This window comes from Myxococcus stipitatus DSM 14675 (assembly GCF_000331735.1).
Taxonomy (GTDB): domain Bacteria; phylum Myxococcota; class Myxococcia; order Myxococcales; family Myxococcaceae; genus Myxococcus; species Myxococcus stipitatus.
Genome location: NC_020126.1, coordinates 10,021,349 through 10,040,805, shown reverse-complemented (window position 1 = coordinate 10,040,805; position 19,457 = coordinate 10,021,349). Strand labels below are relative to the sequence as shown.

Sequence of the window (19,457 nt, the reverse complement as noted above, 5' to 3'; positions counted from 1 at the left end):
AAGCACGAGCCCCCCTTCGCCCACCACGCCCCCGCTCACGAACCCGAGCGAGCCCTCGCCGGAGCACCGAAGCGGCTCGGTGGCTGCCCCGTCCACCGCCGGAACGCGCGCGTGAAGGTGCTCACCTCCGAGAAACCCAACAGGTACGCGATTTCGCTCACCGACCGCCCCGGCTCGGAGAGGTACGAGAGGGCCTGGGTCCGCCGCGTCTCCGCGAGCAGCTCCCGGAACCCCGAGCCCGACTCCACCAGCTTCCGCTGGAGGCTGCGCGAGCTCATGTGCAGCCGCTCCGCCACCTTCTCCTGCGACGGCTCTCCTTGCGGCAGCAGCTCCAGCAACACCGCGCGCACCCGCGCCACCACGTCCTGTCCCGCCTGCCGGGCCAGGTGCCGGACGATGAGCTCGTCATTGATGCGCGCCAGCTCCGGATTGGCCCCCGGCAGGGTGACCTCGAACGGCAGGCGCTCGTACACGAGCACATCCGCCTCCGCGCCGAACGTCAGCTTGCACCGGAACAACTTCTCGTAGGGCGTCAGGTCCGCGGGCGCCGCGCGACGCAGCAGCACCTCCCGAGGCGACAGCTCCCGCCGGTACATCACCCGGCAGAAGCGCACCAGGAGATAGGCCACCGCGTCCGTCTCCTCCTCGCACAGGTGCGGCCCGCCGCCCCCGTCATAGAGCAGCACCTGATAGCAATCCCCATCCCGCGTGAACGCCGGGCGCAGCCCGTCCGACACCAGCGCCACCGCGTGCACCAGCCGCTCGAACGCCTCGCGCAGCGTGCTGGACGCATTGAGCCGGTAGCCCACCGCGTGGAACGTCGTGGGCGCCACGTGCCGAGCCATCTGCAGCCCGATGGCCGGGTCCGCCGAATTTTCCACCGCCAGCCGCCACAGGCGCGTCATCCCTTCCTGGGGATAGCGCGCATTCGCGTCGCCCAGCAGCGCCGGGTCCAACCCCGCCTTCACGAACAACGCCTGGGCATCCACTCCGCGCAGCTCCAGCGTGCGGTGGAGCGTGAGAGCCCAGCTCGTCAAAACGGTCGCCGGAGAGCTCATGTTGTCGCCTTCGGCCAAAGGAATTGGCGGAACGGAACAAGCGTGGGGGCCACACCAACCAGTAGCTTGGCTTCCCCGGAATCCTGCCATGTCGGAGGTGATGATGCCTGTTCATGAGCGTCGTGTGTCTTCTGGCTGATGCATCGCGTCACCTGCATCCCTGAACGAGCCTGAGCGCCGCGCTCCGTCGCTCACGCTCCCGTTGCTTTCTTCCGTCGGTGGAGGTCCCCCGCCGCGTCGGGTGGGCGTGTGCCTTCTGTTCCGCGGAGCGCGGTGAGAGGTGGTCTCTCGCCGCGATGGTCGTCCCCCTCGTCATTCCCAGAGGTCTGGCATTCCCATGACTCCCTTGCGACTCAGCGGCATCCAGAAGTCCTTGCTGGTGGTGTTGGCGTTGGTGGCCTTCGGGCCTGCCCTCGCCGCGCCGCCGAGCTTCCTGACCTTCGAGAGTGGACAGGTCCGTCCGTTGGCGATGTCTCCAGACGGGAGTCGGCTGTTCGCGGTGAACACGCCGGACAACAGCGTGTCGGTCTTCAAGGTGGAGGACTCGGGGCTGACGTTGCAGGCGAAGGTGACGGTGGGGTTGGAGCCGGTGGCGGTGGCGCCTCGGGGCAATGACGAGGTCTGGGTGGTCAACCACCTGTCGGACAGCGTGAGCGTGGTGTCGCTCACGGGGACGCCGCGCGTGGTGCGCACGCTGCTGGTGGGCGACGAGCCGCGCGACATCGTCTTCGCGGGGCCGAAGGGCCGGGCCTTCATCACCACCGCGCACCGGGGACAGCACCGCACGCATGCCTCCCTCGCCGGGGTGCCGGGCGCGGGAGACCCGCAGCTCACCACGCCGGGCGTGGGGCGCGCGGATGTCTGGGTGTTCGACCCGGCGAGCCTGGGCACGACGCTGGGCGGGACGCCCGTGCGCATCCTGAACCTGTTCGGGGACACGCCTCGCGCGCTGACGGTGAGCCCGGATGGGCGCACGGTGTACGCGGCGGTCTTCAAGTCGGGCAACCAGACGACGGCGGTGCTGGAGGAGCTCGTCTGTGAGGGCTTCAATCCCTATCTGCCCTGTCTGGTGAGCGGCGGCATCTATCCCGGAGGCAGCCCGGGGCCCGAGACCAACCACCAGGGCGTGCCCGCGCCCGAGGTGGCGCTCATCGTGAAGTACGACCGGCAGTTCAGCCAGTGGCGGGACGAGCTGGGGCGCAACTGGAACAACGCGATTCGCTTCAACCTGCCGGACCAGGATGTGTTCGCCATCGACGCGGACGGGCTGACGCAGAAGGAGGCCTTCGCGCACGTGGGCACCACGTTGTTCAACATGGTGACCAACCCGGTGACGGGCACGGTGTACGTGTCCAACACGGAGGCCAACAACCACGTGCGCTTCGAAGGTCCCGGTGTCTTCGGCGGCACCACGGTGCAGGGCCACCTGGCGGAGACGCGCATCACCGCGATTCTCGCGGGAACGGTGATGCCTCGGCACCTGAACAAGCACCTGGACTACGCGAAGCTGGCGTCGGAGCCGGGCTTCGACCCGACGGCGAAGGCGCACAGCCTGGCCACGCCGCTGGACATGGTGGTGAGCCGGGATGGGCGCACGCTCTACGTGGCCGCGTATGGCTCCAGCAAGGTGGGCGTGTTCGACACGCAGGCGCTGGAGTCGGACAGCTTCGACCCGCGCCTGAACAGCGGGGCGTACATCCCGGTGAGCGGCGGTGGCCCCAGCGGCCTGGTGCTGGACGAGGCGCGCGGCCGGCTCTACGTGATGACCCGCTTCGACAACGCGGTGAAGGTCCTGGACCTGGCGACGCGCACGGAGGTGGGGCAGCAGGTGCTGTTCAACCCGGAGCCTGTCTCGGTGGTGCAGGGGCGGCCGGTGCTCTACGACGCGGCGACGTTCTCCGCGAATGGCGAGGCGTCGTGCTCGAGCTGCCACATCTTCGGCGACATGGATGACCTGGCGTGGGACCTGGGCAACCCCGATGACGACGTCACGCAGAATCCGATTTCGGGTCGGCTGCTGGCCACGGCCACGCTGCTCAAGCCGCACATCAACGGCTCCGGCAAGGTGAGCGACTTCCACCCGATGAAGGGCCCCATGACGACGCAGACGATGCGCGGCATGAGCACGTCTGGCCCCATGCACTGGCGAGGCGACCGCGCCAATGGCTTCTTCGGCGTCAGCGGCTCGGACCCGAACCTGTCCTTCATGAACTTCATCGTCGCGTTCGAGGGACTCCTGGGCCGCGCGAGCAAGCCCACCCTGACGGAGATGCAGCGCTTCACCGACTTCCAGTTGCAGGTGGTGCTGCCGCCGAATCCGGTGCGCAACCTGGACAACTCGCTGACGGCGGCGCAGCAGCGGGGGCTGAACTTCTACGCGGGCTCACGCCGCTCGGATGGCCTGCCGCTGGGAGAGGGCTTGGGCTTCACGTGTGAGGGCTGTCACCGGCTGGACCCGTCGAAGGGGTTCTACGGCACGGATGGTCAGGTGAGCTTCGAGAACATCCCTCAGATCGTGAAGATTCCGCACCTGCGCAATCTGTATCAGAAGGTGGGCATGTTCGGGAACGCGAACACGCCGTTCTTCATGGCGCCGGACAGCGGGTGGATGGGGAACCAGGTCCGAGGCTTTGGGATGGTGCACGACGGCGCGGTGGACACGATTGCGCGCTTCCTGTCGGCCATCGTGTTCATCCCGAGCATCGGCGTGGGCTTCCCGCTGAGCAACCCGGATGGGACGCGGCGGGACGTGGAGCAACTGATGCTCGCGTTCGACACGGACCTGGCGCCCATCGTGGGACAGCAGGTGACGCTGAGCAGCACGAACGCGGCGAGCGTGGGGCCGCGCATCGACCTGCTGCTGCAGCGGGCGCGCACGCCGTTCACCTCGAAGATTCTGGGCGGGGTGGTGAAGGAGTGTGAGCTGGTGGCGAAGGTGGCGCTGGGGGGGCGCGTGAAGGGCTTCCTCTACAACCCGACGGGCAATGCGTTCATCCCGGATGACGGCACCACGACCACCGTGTCGGATGCCACCTTGCGGGGGTATGCCAAGACGGTGGGGCAGGAGATAACCTACACCTGCGTGCCGCCGGGCTCCGGGGCACGAATCGGTCTCAATCGCTGACAGATTGTCAGGACACGTGCCGAGGGGAGCCGTTGTGCTCCTCTCGGCGTTTGACGGGGAATTGATTCATCAGGGTTGGCATGAACTGTGCGACGCTGGCGGTCATGCGAGTTTTGTCTGTTCGAGTAGGAGTCCTGCTGCTGGTGGCGCTGACGGCCTGTCGGTCCAATGAAGAGGGGGATGAGGACGGCGGGGTTCCGCCGCTGGCCTGCGAGAGGTCCCAAGGCGTCTGTGCGGGCGCGAAGCGGGCGTGGGTGGATGGGGCATACGAGACGGTCTGCACCGCGCGCTCGTATGGTGCGGACTTTGAAGAGTCCGAGTCGCGCTGTGACGGCCTCGACAATGACTGTGATGGGGTGACGGACCCGTCGCACGCGTCCCGGGTCACGGCGCTGCGCACCACCCTCTCGGCGTCGACCCTCTCTGTCCTCAAGACGGACAACGGCGTGTTCGTCGCCGTGGGTGACAACGAAAGTCGCGTGCGAGTCCTGCGGTTGGGCGTGGACCTGTCGCTCCAGGGGGAGTCGACCGTGCCCTTGCCGCAGAAGGGGCCCAACGGGCTCACGGGGGTATTGCTGCGTGCCCAGCTCGTGCAGACGAAGGATGGGCTGGCCTTGTTCCATGCGGCCGAGTTGCCGGAGCGGGGGAGCCCCGCCGAGCTGATCCTGGTCCCCCTGGATGCGCAGGGTGCTCCCATCCAGGGACAGGATGGGAAGATGGTGGAGCACGTCCTCTTCACCCTGCCCGAGCAGGCGTGGCGCTACCGCGTGGTGACGTCTCCCGCGGACGACCGGGTGATGGTGCTCTGGAGTCCGACCCTCTGGCAGGAAGGTGTGCTGGGGCAGGTGAAGGGGCTGGTGACGGACTCGCGGGGGCAGGTCCTCGTCGCGCCCAAGGTCCTCTTCACGAGCGAGCAGGGCGACACTCCGAATCCGAGCAGTGTCCTCTGGCTGCGCAACGGGGAGGTGCTGGTGGCCATGGACGACACGAGGTCCGTGCCCGAGGGGAGCACCGTGAGGGTGCGCCGCTTCTCCGCGAACCTGGAGCCCCTTGGCGTCGCGCGCACTTTCGAGATGGCTTCCGACCCCATGCCCACCTTGGTGGACCTGGGCGCGGCTCACGGTGGACCCGTGGAGTCGCCCGCGCTGGTGATGCGGTCGCGCGAGGCTCCGGCCTGGAGGAACCAGCTCCAGGTGGTTCACGACCTCTTCAATGGGGGGCTGCCCATGACGCGGGCCGAGGCGCCCCCGGGGGAAATCGTCTGGCACAACGGGTTCGCGGATGAGGGCGTGCTGCGTCTGGCGTGGCTCTCCGTGTTCAAGGACCACCAGGCTCCGCCCCCTGGGGGGAGCCCCGTCCTCGGGTGGAACGGGCGCCTGTGGACGCAGGAAGAAGGCCACACCTCCGTGGACCGGACTCCCGGGCCCGCGTACCTGCCGCTCCACCGCTATGCGCAGTGGGTCCTGATGGAGAAGCTCGGACCCAAGCACATGGGGGCGCTCTACATGACGACCACGCCGACGGAGGGCAGCATCCTCAACGGCGCGCGCTACTGCGTGCCCTGAGCGGCGTCAGCCCGTAGCGGCGGCGCGGCCCTTCTGGGAGCGCCGCCGCAGCCAGTTGTGCAGGAACGCCTTCACGGCGGGGTGCTGTGACTCGCGGAAGGAATCCGGCGGGCCGTACTCGACGACGCGGCCCTCGTGCATCAGCGCGAGGTGGTCCGCCATGCCGAAGGCCGTGGCCACATCGGGTGTAATCACCAGCGACGTGGCGCCGAGCTGCTGCTTGCCGGTGAAGATGATTTCATTCACGGACGCGGTGGTGAGCGGGTCCAGTCCGGCCGTGGGGTCGTCGTAGAGCAGGATTTTCGGCTGGAGGATGGCCGCGCGCGCGAAGCCCACGCGCTTCTGCATGCCGCCGGAGAGCTCGCCCGGAAAGCGCGTGGTGGCGTGCGACAGGCCCACCATGGCGAGCGTCTTGTCCACCGTCTGGCGAATCTCCCCCTCCGACATGCGCGTGCGCTCGCGCAGCGGGAACGCCACGTTGTCGTAGACGTTGAGCGAGTCGAACAGCGCGTTGGCCTGGAACAGGATGCCCTGCTGCCGGCGCATCTGGTTGAGCGCGGCCTCGTCCATCCGCGCCACCTCCTCGCCATTCACGCGCACCGAGCCCCGGTCCGGCTTCAGCAGCCCCATGATGTGTTTCATCAACACGGACTTGCCGGAGCCGGAGACACCCATCAGCACGCAGGTGGTGCCCTCGGGCACCTCGAGGTCCACGCCTCGGAGGGCCTCGTTGTCACCGAAGGACTTGTGGAGGCCCTTCACCTCGATGGCCAGCTTCGCCGGCGCGCTACCACCCGTGTTGCTCATGGCTTCTCACCATAGTGTGGGCCCAGGCACTTCGCTTCCTCGAAGCGCCGTGAAGGGGCCACCCGTCGCGCCGTCCGGCGTGCCGGCCCCTCCAGGCTCGAAGGGCTCCCCGCCCGTCCGCCTGGGTCGCCCCTCCTCCAGGCGGGCGGCGCGGCGAGCCCTCCCCGACGCACTCGGCGCCGCGCGGAGGGCTCGAAGGCCACCACCGCGAGGCGCCGAGGGCCTGCTCACCGCGGAGGTCTTCCGCTCAGGAGGACGCCGTGCTCGCGCACCGCTCGATGATGCCGCGCAGCTGCGTCTGCACGCCGGAGAGCGCGCTGCGCAGCCGGGCATGGCGCAGCGAGCCGGCCAGGGCGTTGGAGAGCGCCTGGAGCACGGAGACCTCGGCGGGGGGCCAGGTGCGCTCGGTCCGGCAGTCGTCGAAGCCCACGAAGCCCCACCACTCGCCGCCCAGGGTGATGGGGCAGACCAGCAGGGAGCGGATGTCCTGCGCCTCCAGCAGCTCGCGGGCGGGCGAGGCGAAGTCGCGCGGCCGGCCCATCACGACCTTGCCCGTGGACAGCGGCGGCACCCACGAGGGGAGCACGTCTTCGTACGGCACGTTCTGCAGCTCCGGGTTGTCCAGCTGCGCGGACGTGGACGCCACGGTCCACTCGTAGCGTTGGCTGCACAGGACCTTCCCGTCGGCGCCGGTGCTGTTCTCGAAGATGTAGACGCGGTCGACGCCGAGCGCCGCGCCCACTCTTCCCAGGGCCTCCGTGACGTTCGAGGGTTCGAAACCCTTGTCCAATAGCAACTGCGATACATGCATGATGGTGGCGAACGCCTTCGAGGCCATGAGGGGGATGCTCCAGGTGTCGAGTCGGGGGGCCTGTCTGCCGCGCTGGGGGATGCGCGAGACGAGCGTCGCATGGCTCCGGACCCTCGGGTCAAGCCACCCTTCCGAGCCTTCCGGGTCGAGCGTGACACTCCATCTCCACGGTACGGCGTTCCTTCATGCGCGCACGTTTGCACGAAGGCTGAAGCGGAGGTCTCACGGGGAAACACTCACCATGAAACCCGGCGCGACGGAGAGTCCGAGCCGCGGTGTGTCGTCATGAAACATTCTTGAAACGCAGTTGCACATGCATGTCGGAGACATGCGCTAGCGTGGGCGCCGCTTCACTCAGCCCCATTCTTCAAAGGAGCGCCCATGAAGTCGGGAGTGTGGTTCACCTTGGTTGGTGCCTCGCTGATGGTCTTCGCCGCGTGCGGCGATGTGTCGGTGGAGGCACCGGCTCAGGACACGGCGCGCGCCGAGTCCGAGCTGACGCAGTGTCCCTGCGGCGGGACGGAGCCGCTCTGTCAGCCTTGCGCCTATATCTGCGGCGACAACTTCTGTGACACCGCGAACGGCGAGAGCATCAACACGTGTCCGGAGGACTGCACCCCCGCGCCGTACTGTGGCGACGGGAGCTGCAACGGCTCCGAGTCGAACTCGACGTGCCCCGCGGACTGCGCCTCTCCGCCGTACTGCGGCGACGGCGTCTGCAACAACGCCGAGACGAACGTGTCGTGCGCGTCGGACTGCTACGGCCCCACGTGCGGCGACCGCCTGTGTGACATGCACGAGGTGGGGTGGTGCGTGACCGACTGCCGGCCGCCGACGTGCGACACCTGCCCGCCCTGAAGTCCCAGGACCGGTCGTCCCGGGACGCGTGGCGGGTGAGCTAGCCGCTGCGTGAAATTTCTGCGGACGCGCGGGGTTGGGGGCCTCAAGATGCGCCCCCACCCCGCAGCCCGCGAGAAGCGATGAGCGCTCCTGGTCGTCTCGACGTCTCGTCGTCCGCCGTGTCTCCTCTCCGTCCCTCCGTGAGGCCCAGTGGCTCGGGAGGGTTCGTCTGGCTCCAGAAGTCGCTGGGCGCCGTGGCGGCGACCGCGGGCTGTGGCCTGATTGTGTTCGGGCTGCTGGGGCTGGGGGTGAGCGTTCCGGAGGTCGTGTCACCGAGCCCGGGGTCGAAGTACTCCACGTGGGTGTTCGGCCTGGTGTCCTCCCTCGTCTTCGTCGGCCTGGGGCGCTTCTTGTGGAAGAAGGGCCTGTCGCCGTTCCGGCTCGCCCGGCAGCGGGAGCAGCTCCTGGGCTTCGTGCGGGCGCAGCTGCGCCTGCGCGTGACGGACGCGGCCGCGCACCTCAAGGTCTCCGAAGCGGAGGCGGAGGCGGAGCTGTCCGTGCTGCTCGCCCGGCACGAGGTGGACCTCGTGTTCCTTCCGGAGACGCGCGAGTACGTCCACCGCGAAGTCCACGAGCGGGGACGCGACGTCGCCCGGACCTGCCCGTCGTGTGATGCGCCCGTGAGCGCGGAGCGCGCGCTTCCTGGAGAGAAGGTCGTCTGCTCGTACTGTCAGTCGGCGTTCCTGGTGGGGTAGCGGGCCGCGCGTGTAACCGGCGCAATCAAACGTCGTAGGGTGTCGTAGTGGCCTCGTCCATGGACGAGGAATCCTGATGTCGGGAGGGTCGATGAAGAAAGTACTCGGAGCGGTAACCGCCGCCGCGCTGATGGGATGCGCGGCCACGCAGGAAGCCCAGAAGCCCACGCCACCGCCCGCGGAGACGCCGGCGAAGGTGGAAGCCCCGGCCGCGGCCGCGCGGCCCAAGCTGCAGGTGCCGGTGGACTACTACAAGCTCGACAACGGCTTGAAGGTGGTCCTCTCGCGCGACACCACGGCGCCCAAGGTGGTGGTGGGCGTCTATTACAACATCGGCTTCCGCATCGAGCCGAAGAACCGCACGGGCTTCGCCCACCTGTTCGAGCACATGATGTTCCAGGGCTCGCGCAACATGGGGAAGATGGAGTTCATCCGCCTGGTCCAGAAGAACGGCGGCATGCTCAACGGCTCCACCCGCTTCGACTTCACCAACTACTTCGAGCTGGTCCCCTCCAACGCGCTGGAGCCCATGCTGTGGGCGGAAGCCGACCGCATGGCGGGCCTGGAGGTGACGCAGGACAACCTGAAGAACCAGCAGGGCGTGGTGTCCAACGAGGTGAAGGTCAACGTCCTCAACCAGCCCTATGGCGGCTTCCCGTGGCTGGACATGCCGCAGGTGGCGAACACCAACTGGTACAACGCGCACAACTTCTACGGCGACCTGAAGGACCTGGACGCCGCGACGCTGGAGGACGTGGGCGCGTTCTTCAAGACGTACTACGCGCCCAGCAACGCCGCGCTGGTGGTGGTGGGTGACTTCGAGCCGGAGCAGGTGAAGGCGTGGGTCCAGAAGTACTTCGGCCCGCTGCCCACGGCGGCCCAGCCGCAGAAGCCGGACATCTCCGAGCCTCGGCAGGAGAAGGAGAAGCGCCACGACAAGAAGGACCCGCTGGCCACGCGTCCGGCGCTCGCGGTGGGCTACCACATGCCCGCGGTGAACACCCCCGAGTACTACGCCATGGCGCTGGTGGACGAGGTGCTCCTCCAGGGCAACGACAGCATGCTCTACCAGCAGCTCGTGCAGAAGAAGGGCATGACGGGCGAGCTGCAGGGCGGGGTGAACGAGCTGGGCAACCACTGGAACTACAACGGCCCCATGCAGTGGACGGCGTACCTCTTCCACGACGCGACGACGACGACGGACGCGATTCTCGCGGAGATTGACGGCGTGGTGGCGCAGCTCCAGGACAAGCCCGTCGACGCCTCGACGCTGGCGCGGGCTCGCGTGAAGGCGCGCTCGAAGCTGTACGGGGAGATTGAGTCCACGTTCGACTTCGGCCGCGCGGACCTGCTGGCCTCGTCCGCGCTCTTCTTCGACGACCCGGCGCGTATCAACCGGCTGGAGGACGAGCTGGAGAAGGTGACGCCGGAGCTGATTCAAAAGACCGCGCGCGAGTACCTGCGTCGTGAGAACCGCACGGTGCTCACGGTGACTCCCGCCCCCGCCCAGGCCAAGGCCCGCTGAGGACATGCGACCCATGAACATGCGCACACTTCGCAACCGTCTCGCCGCGCCCACGCTGATGGCGCTGGGGCTCGTCACCGCGCCCGTCCTGGCCGCCGCTCCCGCCGCCAGGCAGGCGCCTCCCGCCGCCGCCGCGCCCAAGGCGCTCAAGGCCCTGGTCCGCACCGAGTTCAAGCTCGACAACGGCCTGGAAGTCTCGCTGATGCCGTACGGCGACATGCCCAAGGTCGTCGTCCAGCTGGCGGTCGACACGGGCAACGTCCACGAGAAGGCCAACGAAATCTGGTTGGCGGACCTGGTGGGCAAGCTGCTGGAGGAGGGCACCACCACGCGCTCCGCGGAGCAGCTGGCCCAGGTCGCCGCCGGGCTGGGTGGCCAGCTCAACGTGGGCACCTCCCTGGACCAGACCTTCGTGGGCATCGAGGTCCTCTCCGAGTTCGCGCCCGAGGCCGTGGGCCTGGTCGCGGACGTCAGCCAGCGTCCGGCCTTCCCCGCCGCCGAGGTGGAGCGGGTGAAGACGAACCTGCTGCGCGACGTGGCCATCGCCCGGAGCCAGCCGCAGTCGCTCGCCGATGAGCTGCTGGCGAAGTCCCTCTACGGCGAGGGTCACCCCTACGGCCGGAGCTATCCCTCCGAGGCGATGCTCAAGGGCTATACCCGGGAGGGCGTGAGCGCGTTCTACGACGCCAACTTCGGCGCGGCGCGCTCGCGGCTGTACGTGGTGGGCCGGTTCGAGGCGGCCCCGGTGGAGAAGGCGATTCGCGAGGCGTTCTCCGGCTGGAAGGCGGGCCCGGCGCGCGTGAAGGACGTGCCCAAGCAGCAGGTGGCCAGGTCGGTGCAGTTCCTCGACCGTCCGGGCGCGGTGCAGTCCACGGTGCGCGTCGCGGTGAAGGCGCTGCCTCCGTCCAGCCCGGACTACGTGCGCCAGGAGGTCCTGAACACGCTGCTGGGCGGCTACTTCAGCTCCCGCGTGACGGCGAACATCCGCGAGAAGAAGGGCTATTCGTACTCGCCCTACAGCCGGGTGTCGTCGCACGTGGAGGACGCCTACTGGACCCAGAACGCGGACGTGACGACGGCTGTCACGGGTGAGTCGCTGAAGGAGATCCTCAAGGAGGTGGACACGCTGCGCAAGACGCCTCCCCCGGTGGAGGAGCTGCGCGACGTGCAGAACTTCCTGGCGGGGAACTTCCTGATTACGAACGCGTCGCGCTTCGGTCTCCTGAGCAAGCTGCGCTTCGTGGACCTGCACGGGCTGCCGGACTCCTACCTGGAGACCTACGTGCAGACGGTGATGTCCGTCACGCCCGAGCAGCTCCAGCAGATGGCCGCGAAGATGCTCAAGCAGGACGCGATGACCATCGTCGTCGTGGGTGACATGAAGGTCGTCAAGCCGCAGCTGAAGGTGCTGCCGGCGCCGATGCGCTGATGAAGCCTGGTGGAGCGCCCCGTCCTCATTCCGCGGACGGGGCGCGCCATCGCCTCAGAGGTTCTGCTTGAAGTAGCGCAGGGTCTCTTCGTACATGCGCTCGGCCACGAGCGGGTCCGCGAACACCATGTGTGAGATGCCATGGAGTGGCAGGAACTCATGGGGTTGGCCGGCGCGGAACAGCGCGTCCGACAGCTTGAGGGCGTGGAAGAAGAAGACGTTGTCGTCCGCGGTGCCGTGGATGACCATCAGCTTGCCCATGGGCTGTCCGGCCTTCACGTGCGTGAGCAGCGAGCTCTGCTCGTAGGCCTGGGGATTCTCGCCGGGCAGGCCCAGGAAGCGCTCCGTCAGGTGGGTGTCGTAGTCGCGCCAGTCCGTCACGGCGGACACGGCCACCGCGGCCTTGAAGACCTCCGGCCGGGTGAGCACCGCCAGCGCGGACATGTAGCCGCCGTGGCTTCCGCCGGTGATGCCCACGCGGTTCAAGTCCAGCTCCGGCACCACCTTGGCCAGCTCCCGCAGCGCGACCACCTGCTCGTCGAGCAGCACCCGGGCGAAGTCGTACTTGGGCTTGCGCAGCTTGCGGTCGGCCAGCGGTGAGGCCCCGCGCGCGTCGAGCCGCACGACGATGAAGCCCTGGTCCGCCATCCACTGCGCGACGAGGCTCTGCGCCATGCTCTGCCGCACCATCTGCGTCTCGGGGCCCCCGTAGACCTCCACGATGACGGGCAGCTTCACCCCGGGCTTCGCGTCGCGCGGACGCACCAGCGAGGTGGCGTAGCGGTCCTTGCCGGTGCCCACCTGGCGCACCTCCAGCCGAGGCTTGAAGGGAGGCTCCGTCGCCAGCGAGGGCAGCTCCCCCAGCCGCGTGCCGTCCCCCTTCAGCACGGAGGAGGACTTCATGCTCGTGGGGCCCTCGGAGGTGACGACGATGAGGGCGCCGTTCTTGGAGACACGTCCCCACTCCAGGGCGGGGCCGCCGGTGGTGACACGCGTGGGGGCCTGGCCCTTGCGCACGCGCCACAGGTAGCTCTCCGGGGTGGAGGTGCCGCCGTTGAAGTAGACCGTCTCCTCGCCCTCCACATAGGCCGCCAGCGACGAGAAGCCGGCCCCGGGCGGGACGAGCGAGCGCACGAGCTTGCCCGTGGTGTCGCGCAGCTCCAGCTCCGCGGAGCCGTTGCGCTCGGTGCGCCAGAGAAAGCCGCTGCCATCCGAGAGCCAGTGCGGGAAGGTCTGGTCCAGGTTGAGCCAGGCCTCGTCCGTCTCCACGTGCAGGGGCGTGGTGCGGCCCGTCTTCACGTCCACCGCGAGGAGGACCTCCTCGGTCTGCGTGCGGTTCTGCACCAGCACCGTCAGCGGCCCCTTCGCGGGCCACTTCACCGTGGCCAGGTAGGGATACTTCGCCGCGTCCCAGCGCACCCACGTCGTCTTGCCTCCGTTGGCGGAGATGAGCCCCAGGCGCACCTGGGCGTTGGCCGTTCCCGCGCGGGGATAGGAGAGCCGCCGCGCGCTCGCCTCGGGCGTGGTGGTGTTCGCGATGGCGAGCTTCTCCACGCCGGAGGTGTCCGCCTCCGTGTACGCGAGCAGCTTCGCGTCCGGGCTCCACCAGTAGCCGGTGTAGCGGCCCATCTCCTCCTGGGCGATGAACTCGGCCAGGCCGTGGGTCTTCTCGGGGGTGCCGCCTTGCGTGACTCGGCGCTCGGTGTTGGTGGCCAGGTCCAGGCGGTAGACATCGTGCTCGCGGACGTAGCCCACCTGCGTGCCCGTCGGAGCGAAGCGCGGGTCGATGACGCCGGGGCCCGTCTGGAGCTCCGTCACCTTTCCGCTCGCGCGTGCGACGACGTACAGCTTGCCGGACAGGCCCACGAGGAGGTTCGCGCCATCCTCGGACAGGGCGAAGGAGGAGAAGCCTCGCGAGGTGACTCGCATGCGCTCACGCCGCGCCTGCTCCTCCGGGGAGAGCTTCTCGTCGGCGCCCTTGAGGAGGGCGGCGGGCGTGAGCAGCTCCCGCGTCTCCTGCGTGGCCACGTCGAAGGCGAAGAGCGAGAGCGCCTTGGAGGTGGGGGAGTTGCGGAGGAAGAAGACCGTCTTCTCGTCCGGGGCGAGGGTGACGCCCGAGGGCCGGCCGCTGTTGAAGAAGCGTGTCTCCAGGAGTTGGCGGAAGAAGGTGTCCGCGGGTGCTGGGGGGGTGGGCTTCGGTTGAGCCACGACCGGCGCGCTCAACAGGACCAGGGCGGTGAACAGGGCTTTCATCATGGGGGCTCTCACGGGGCTCATTGTGGCACGCGCATGTTGCAGAACCGGGTGGGTGCTGTCGTCCGTCGCGGGCATCTGAAACAGGCGGGCTCGCCCGTTGACCATGACGGTTCCGTGGCAATCCCAGAGGAGAACGAACGGCCGGACATGGGCGGGTGTAATTCGCCGGGAGGTGCCGCGTTGGTGGGGTAGGCCCGCTTGATGGCGGGCAGGAGGAATCCCATGAACGCCGTTGAGACATCTCCCTCCCTGTCTGGCGCCCTGGAGCGCATGGACCTCGCCGTGTCGGGCATGACGTGCGCCGCCTGCGCGCGCCGGGTGGAGCGCACCTTGAGCGAGCTGGAGGGTGTGCAGGAGTGCAGCGTCAACTTCGCCACCCGCAAGGCGAGTGTGGTCTTCGACGCGAAGACGACCTCCGTCAACGCCCTGACCGAGGCCGTCGCGAGCGCGGGCTATCAGGCCGAGGTGCCGAAGTCGGAGGGCGCCAGCGAAGCGGACTCCGCCGAGGAGAAGGGCCTGCGCCGCCGGCTGGCGGTGGCGGTGCTCTTCGGCCTGCCGGTGGTGGTGCTGGCCATGTCGCACGGGGCCTTGGACTTCCCGGGCTCCAACTGGGTGCAGTTGCTCCTGACGTTGCCGGTCATCGCGTACAGCGGCGCGCCCATCTTCAAGGCGGCGTGGGCCGCGCTGCGGCACCGGTCCGCGGACATGAACGTGCTGGTCGCGCTGGGGACGGGGACGGCGTTCCTCTACTCGGTGGTGGCCACCGGGTGGCCGACGCTCGGGGCGTCCGGCGAGCACGCGGGCCACGGCGACCACGGCGCGGCGCTGCCCGTCTACTTCGAGGCCGCCGCCGCGGTGATTGGCTTCGTGCTGCTGGGCCGCTTCCTGGAGTCGCGGGCTCGCACCCGCGCGGGAGATGCCATCCGGCGCTTGCAGGCGCTGGCTCCGGCCAATGCCACCGTGTTGCGAGACGGTGTCGAGCGCGAGGTGTCGCTGTCGCAGGTGCGGGTGGGGGACGAGGTGGTGGTGCGTCCGGGGCAGTCCATTCCGGTCGACGGCTCCGTGGTGGACGGCGCGTCGTCGGTGGACGAGTCGATGCTCACCGGTGAGAGCCTGCCGGTGGGGAAGACGGCGGGCGCGGAGGTCTTCGCGGGGACGATGAACGGCACGGGCCGGCTGGTCTTCCGCGCGGCGAAGGTGGGTACGGACACGGCGCTCCAGCAGATTGTCCAGGTGGTGGAGCGGGCGCAGGGGACCAAGGCGCCCATCGCGCGGCTGGCGGATGTGGTGAGTGGGGTCTTCACGCCGGTGGTGCTGCTCATCGCCATCGCCACCTTCGCGGCGTGGTTCGTGCTGGCTCCCGAGGAGACGCGCCTGACGATGGCGGTGCTCAACACGGTGGCGGTGCTGGTCATCGCCTGCCCTTGCGCGCTGGGCCTCGCGACGCCCGCGGCGCTGATGGTGGGCATGGGGCGCGGCGCGCAGTTGGGGGTGCTGGTGAAGAGCGCGGCGTCGTTGGAAGGGGCCAGCCACATCGACACGGTGGTGCTCGACAAGACGGGGACGCTGACGCAGGGGCGCCCGGCCGTGGTGCGCATCATCACCTCGGGGGCGATGACGGAGCAGGACGTGCTGGCGCTGACGGCGGGGGCGGAGTCCGGCAGCGAGCACCCGCTGGCTCGGGCGGTGGTCGCGGAGGCGGTGGCGCGGGGGCTGAAGGTGGGCAAGCCCGAGTCGTTCACCGCGACGCCGGGCCATGGGGTGGAGGCGATGGTCGACGGTCGCCGCGTGTTCGTGGGCAGCCGGCGGATGATGGAGCGGCACGGTGTGTCCGGGAGCGCGGAGGCGGAGCAGGCGCTCACGTCGGATGGACAGACGCCGGTGTTGGTGGCGGTGGATGGGACGTGGGTGGGGGCCATCGGCATCGCGGATGCGGAGCGCGAGGAGGCCGCGTCGGCGATGCAGGCGCTGCGGAACATGGGCATGCACGTGGTGATGCTCACGGGTGACCACGAGGGCCCCGCGTCGCGAGTGGCGCGGAAGCTGGGCATCGACCGGGTGTTCGCCGGGGTGTTGCCGGAGGGCAAGGCGCACGTGGTCCGCACGCTCCAGGCGGAGGGGCGCAAGGTGGCCATGGTGGGTGATGGCATCAACGACGCGCCGGCCCTGGCCCAGGCGGACCTGGGCGTGGCGATGGGGACGGGGACGGATGTGGCTCGGGATGCGGCGGGGGTCGCGCTGCTGCGCTCTGACTTGAGGGGACTGCCCGCGGCGCTGGGGCTGGCCCGCTCCACGATGGGCGTGATTCGGCAGAACCTGTTCTGGGCGTTCCTCTACAACGCCCTGGGCATCCCGGTGGCGGCGGGGCTGCTGTACGGGATGACGGGCTGGCTGCTGTCGCCCATGCTGGCGAGCCTGGCGATGTCGCTGTCGAGCGTGTCGGTGCTGCTCAACAGCCTGCGGCTGCGCAGCCTGCGCCTGCCCGCGGCGCAGTCGGTGGCTTGAGCCGCGGTCGTGCACGGCGCCACGGTCCTCTCCTGGAGGGGGCCGTGGCGCTCGTGTCGTGCTACTCGGAGCGGAGCACCTCGGCCGGGTCCACGCGCGAGGCGCGGCGGGCGGGGCCGTAGCTGGCGAGCACGGCGATGAGGATGAGCAACGCGCAGACTCCCGCGAGGACGAAGGGGTCCGTGGGGCTCACCTCGAAGAGCAGCGCGGAGAGCAGGTGGCTCATCGACAGCGCGGCCACGAGGCCCAGCACGATTCCGAGCCCGGCGAAGCGCAGCACCTGGAACACCACCATGCCCGCCACCTGGCTTGCCCGCGCACCCAGTGCCACCCGGATGCCAATCTCTCCCCGGCGCTGGCCGACGATGAAGCTGATGACACCGTAGAGCCCCACCGCGCTCAGCAAGAGGGCCATGCCGCCCGCGATGCCGAGGAGCAGCAGGGAGAAGGTGGCCCTCGCCACCGAGGGGGATTGGCGCACCACGCGGTCCAGCGTCTCCAGATTCGCGACGGGCACGGTGGCGTCGAGCTCCTTCATGAGGCTCCGCACCACGGACGCGAGCTGCTCGGGCTGCGAGGTGGACGTGCGGATGACGACGCTCATCACGCGGGAGGGCCCCCACAACGGGAGGTTCTCCGCGGGCGCGAGCGGGAAGAAGACGGCCTGCGTGGGCGGCTTGTCCAAGCCCTGCGCGCGGACGTCACCCGTCACGCCGATGACGCGGTAGTACGGCGGCTCGTGGCCGTTGCCGCGGAGGCCCTTGCCGAGCGGGTCCTGGCCCGGCCAGAAGCGCTCGGCGAGCGCCTTCGTCACCACCACGCCATCCGCCTTGCCGTCGAGGTCCTCCCAGGTGAACTCCCGGCCCTCGAGCAGCGGGATGCCCAGGGACGCGAAGGCGCCGGGCGCGGCGCTCGGTGTCGGCAGACAGACGGAGTCGTCGCCGAGGGGGCCTTGCTCCTCGGTGAAGAGGGCGGCGCAGCCGCTGAAGTCGCGCAGCGGAAGCCGCGAGATGGCGCCGGCGTGGGTGACACCCGGCACTGCTTCCAGCCGCGTGAGCAGCTCCCGATGAAAGCGATTGGCCGCGTCATAGTTCGCGTAGCGCGTCGCGGGCAGGACGAAGTCGAAGGTGAGCGCGGACTCGGTCTTGAGCCCGGAGTCGACATGATAGAGCCCCCAGAAGCTGCGCAGCATGAGTCCCGCCGCCGTGAGCAACACCACCGCGAGCCCCATCTGCCCCACCACCATGCCCCAGCGCACGAGGTTGCGGCGACGCGAGGACGTCAGCCCACGCCCCGACTCGCGCAGCGCGCTCAGGCTCCGCCCCAGCTGCGTCAGCGGGAAGAGGCCGAAGATGACTCCCGCGACGAGGGAGATGGCGAAGGTGAAGGCGACGCCGTGGGCATCCAGCCCCACCTCGACCAGGCGCGGCAGGTGGTCGGGGGCAAGGACGGTCAGCACCCGCAGCGCGCTCCACGCGAGGAGAAGACCGAGCACGCCCGCCACCAGGCACAGCAGCAGGCTCTCGGTGAGCGCGTGCCAGGACAGGTCCGCGCGCGCGGCGCCGAGGGCGGAGCGCACGGCCAGCTCACGGCGACGGCTCTCGGCTCGCACGAGGAAGAGGTTGGCCACGTTGGCGCACGCGATGAGGAGCACCAGGCCCACAGCGCCGAAGAGAATCCAGAGGACGCGGTCCACGTCGCCCAGCACATGCTGCTTGAGCGGGGTGACGTCCGTGGCGAAGCCCTTCTGGCGCATGAACTCCTCGCTGTATGCGCTGGGGAAGACCTCGGGGAGGCGCCTGTCGAGCCCGGTGAGCTCCGCCTGGGCCCGCGCCACCGGGACGCCGTCCCGAAGCCGGCCCACGCCCTGCAACCAGTGCGCATTCACGGGAGGCCGCGCGGGGTCGAGCGTGAGCGGTGCCCAGACGTCCACGGTGCTCTCCGGCAGGTGGAGTCCGGGGGGCATGACGCCGATGATTTCGGTGGGCACGTCATCCAGGCGGACCACGGTGCCCAGCACACGAGGGTCCCCGCCGTACTGCCGGACCCAGAAGGCGTGACCGAGGACCGCGATGCGGGGCGCGCCAGGAAGGTCACTCCCCTGCGGGATGAGGCGGCCGAGCGCGGGCTGGGCGCGCAGCACGTCCATCATGCTCGCGCTCACCCAGGCGGTGTCCACGCGCACGGGGCCCGCGTCACTGGCGAGGCTCGCGCTCCTCGCGGAGAACACGCCCAGGCTCGCGAGGCTGGGGGCCTCCCGCGCGAAGTAGAAGAAGCCCGCTTCGGAGAGGCCCCAGCGGGCATCGGGGGCGACTCCAGGCACGCGGCTGTCGAGCGAGACGAGTTGCTCGGGCGCGGTGTAGGGCAGCGGGCGGAGGACCACCGCGTCCACCACCGAGTAGAGCGCCGTCGTCGCGCCGAGGCCGAGCGCCAGCGTGAGCACCGTCATCACCGCGAAGGTCGGGCTGCGTGCGAGTGAGCGCAGGGCCTGGCGCGTCTCGCGTTGGACCATGTCCCACAGCTCGATGCGCCGCCGCTCGTGTGCCATGTCCTGGTCAATCACGTGAGTCTGTCTCCGATAGGTGTCGACGTCGCCGAAGCGTCGGAGTGCCTCGGCTCGGGCTTGCTCGGGTGACATCCCCTGGGCGACGAGCTCGTCGGTGCGCATGGCGAGGTGGAACTCCAGCTCCTCCGCCACGTCGTCCTCGAGTCGCTCGCGCCACACCAGGGAGCGCAAGGTGCGGTAGCGGTCCACCATCCAGCCCATGACCCGTGTCTCCTT

At 69.3% G+C, this 19,457-nt stretch carries 12 protein-coding genes; 7 read left to right on the top strand and 5 right to left on the bottom strand.

Annotated features, from left to right (window positions below):
- Nucleotides 1–35: 35 nt before the first annotated feature.
- The gene (locus tag MYSTI_RS39085) at nucleotides 36–1,058 is read right to left on the bottom strand and encodes an AraC family transcriptional regulator (protein ID WP_015353400.1); all 1,023 of its coding nucleotides are present in this window, start codon (nucleotides 1,056–1,058) and stop codon (nucleotides 36–38) included.
- A gap of 337 nt (nucleotides 1,059–1,395) precedes the next feature.
- On the opposite strand from MYSTI_RS39085, the gene MYSTI_RS39080 reads away from it, so the two are divergent.
- Both MYSTI_RS39080 and MYSTI_RS39075 read left to right on the top strand, forming a co-directional pair.
- A complete protein-coding gene (locus MYSTI_RS39080) occupies nucleotides 1,396–4,182 on the top strand; it encodes a YncE family protein (protein WP_015353399.1) in 2,787 nt (928 codons plus the stop codon).
- Between the two features lie 80 nt (nucleotides 4,183–4,262).
- Nucleotides 4,263–5,747, top strand: a complete 1,485-nt coding sequence (locus tag MYSTI_RS39075) for a putative metal-binding motif-containing protein (RefSeq protein ID WP_015353398.1) — start codon at nucleotides 4,263–4,265, stop codon at nucleotides 5,745–5,747.
- A gap of 6 nt (nucleotides 5,748–5,753) precedes the next feature.
- Here the strand turns inward: MYSTI_RS39075 and MYSTI_RS39070 are convergent, their stop codons facing one another.
- The gene (locus MYSTI_RS39070) at nucleotides 5,754–6,554 is read right to left on the bottom strand and encodes an ABC transporter ATP-binding protein (RefSeq protein ID WP_015353397.1); all 801 of its coding nucleotides are present in this window, start codon (nucleotides 6,552–6,554) and stop codon (nucleotides 5,754–5,756) included.
- Between the two features lie 247 nt (nucleotides 6,555–6,801).
- Entirely contained in the window at nucleotides 6,802–7,392 is a 591-nt protein-coding gene (locus MYSTI_RS39065) for a GAF domain-containing protein (protein ID WP_015353396.1), read from the bottom strand.
- Nucleotides 7,393–7,746: 354 nt separating this feature from the next.
- Between MYSTI_RS39065 and MYSTI_RS39060 the strand changes: the two genes are divergently transcribed.
- The 4 genes from MYSTI_RS39060 (at nucleotide 7,747) to MYSTI_RS39045 (ending at nucleotide 11,914) form a co-directional block, all read left to right on the top strand.
- Nucleotides 7,747–8,223, top strand: a complete 477-nt coding sequence (locus tag MYSTI_RS39060; RefSeq protein WP_015353395.1) for a hypothetical protein — start codon at nucleotides 7,747–7,749, stop codon at nucleotides 8,221–8,223.
- Nucleotides 8,224–8,345: 122 nt separating this feature from the next.
- Complete coding sequence (locus MYSTI_RS39055; RefSeq protein WP_015353394.1) at nucleotides 8,346–8,960, top strand: hypothetical protein; 615 nt, start codon at nucleotides 8,346–8,348, stop codon at nucleotides 8,958–8,960.
- A 91-nt stretch (nucleotides 8,961–9,051) separates the two neighbouring features.
- Entirely contained in the window at nucleotides 9,052–10,485 is a 1,434-nt protein-coding gene (locus MYSTI_RS39050; RefSeq protein ID WP_015353393.1) for a M16 family metallopeptidase, read from the top strand.
- Nucleotides 10,486–10,498: 13 nt separating this feature from the next.
- On the top strand, nucleotides 10,499–11,914 hold the full coding sequence (locus tag MYSTI_RS39045) for a M16 family metallopeptidase (RefSeq protein ID WP_015353392.1): 1,416 nt from the start codon (nucleotides 10,499–10,501) through the stop codon (nucleotides 11,912–11,914).
- A gap of 54 nt (nucleotides 11,915–11,968) precedes the next feature.
- Here MYSTI_RS39045 and MYSTI_RS39040 read toward each other — a convergent pair whose 3' ends face one another.
- Nucleotides 11,969–14,170, bottom strand: coding sequence for a S9 family peptidase (locus MYSTI_RS39040; protein ID WP_015353391.1), 2,202 nt, complete (start codon nucleotides 14,168–14,170; stop codon nucleotides 11,969–11,971).
- Nucleotides 14,171–14,392: 222 nt separating this feature from the next.
- On the opposite strand from MYSTI_RS39040, the gene MYSTI_RS39035 reads away from it, so the two are divergent.
- Nucleotides 14,393–16,675: a heavy metal translocating P-type ATPase gene (locus MYSTI_RS39035; protein WP_015353390.1), complete on the top strand. Its 2,283-nt coding sequence runs from the start codon at nucleotides 14,393–14,395 to the stop codon at nucleotides 16,673–16,675.
- A 61-nt stretch (nucleotides 16,676–16,736) separates the two neighbouring features.
- Here MYSTI_RS39035 and MYSTI_RS39030 read toward each other — a convergent pair whose 3' ends face one another.
- The gene (locus MYSTI_RS39030; RefSeq protein ID WP_015353389.1) at nucleotides 16,737–19,442 is read right to left on the bottom strand and encodes an ABC transporter permease; all 2,706 of its coding nucleotides are present in this window, start codon (nucleotides 19,440–19,442) and stop codon (nucleotides 16,737–16,739) included.
- Nucleotides 19,443–19,457: the final 15 nt, after the last annotated feature.

What these genes read in the sequence shown, in the direction of transcription:
- MYSTI_RS39080 (WP_015353399.1), top strand. Translation starts at nt 1,396, where the DNA reads ATGACTCCCTTGCGACTCAGCGGCATCCAGAAGTCCTTGCTGGTGGTG.
- MYSTI_RS39065 (WP_015353396.1), bottom strand. Translation starts at nt 7,392, where the DNA reads ATGGCCTCGAAGGCGTTCGCCACCATCATGCATGTATCGCAGTTGCTA.
- MYSTI_RS39045 (WP_015353392.1), top strand. Translation starts at nt 10,499, where the DNA reads ATGAACATGCGCACACTTCGCAACCGTCTCGCCGCGCCCACGCTGATG.
- MYSTI_RS39070 (WP_015353397.1), bottom strand. Translation starts at nt 6,554, where the DNA reads ATGAGCAACACGGGTGGTAGCGCGCCGGCGAAGCTGGCCATCGAGGTG.
- MYSTI_RS39055 (WP_015353394.1), top strand. Translation starts at nt 8,346, where the DNA reads ATGAGCGCTCCTGGTCGTCTCGACGTCTCGTCGTCCGCCGTGTCTCCT.
- MYSTI_RS39050 (WP_015353393.1), top strand. Translation starts at nt 9,052, where the DNA reads ATGAAGAAAGTACTCGGAGCGGTAACCGCCGCCGCGCTGATGGGATGC.
- MYSTI_RS39075 (WP_015353398.1), top strand. Translation starts at nt 4,263, where the DNA reads ATGAACTGTGCGACGCTGGCGGTCATGCGAGTTTTGTCTGTTCGAGTA.
- MYSTI_RS39030 (WP_015353389.1), bottom strand. Translation starts at nt 19,442, where the DNA reads ATGGGCTGGATGGTGGACCGCTACCGCACCTTGCGCTCCCTGGTGTGG.
- MYSTI_RS39040 (WP_015353391.1), bottom strand. Translation starts at nt 14,170, where the DNA reads ATGATGAAAGCCCTGTTCACCGCCCTGGTCCTGTTGAGCGCGCCGGTC.
- MYSTI_RS39035 (WP_015353390.1), top strand. Translation starts at nt 14,393, where the DNA reads ATGAACGCCGTTGAGACATCTCCCTCCCTGTCTGGCGCCCTGGAGCGC.
- MYSTI_RS39085 (WP_015353400.1), bottom strand. Translation starts at nt 1,058, where the DNA reads ATGAGCTCTCCGGCGACCGTTTTGACGAGCTGGGCTCTCACGCTCCAC.
- MYSTI_RS39060 (WP_015353395.1), top strand. Translation starts at nt 7,747, where the DNA reads ATGAAGTCGGGAGTGTGGTTCACCTTGGTTGGTGCCTCGCTGATGGTC.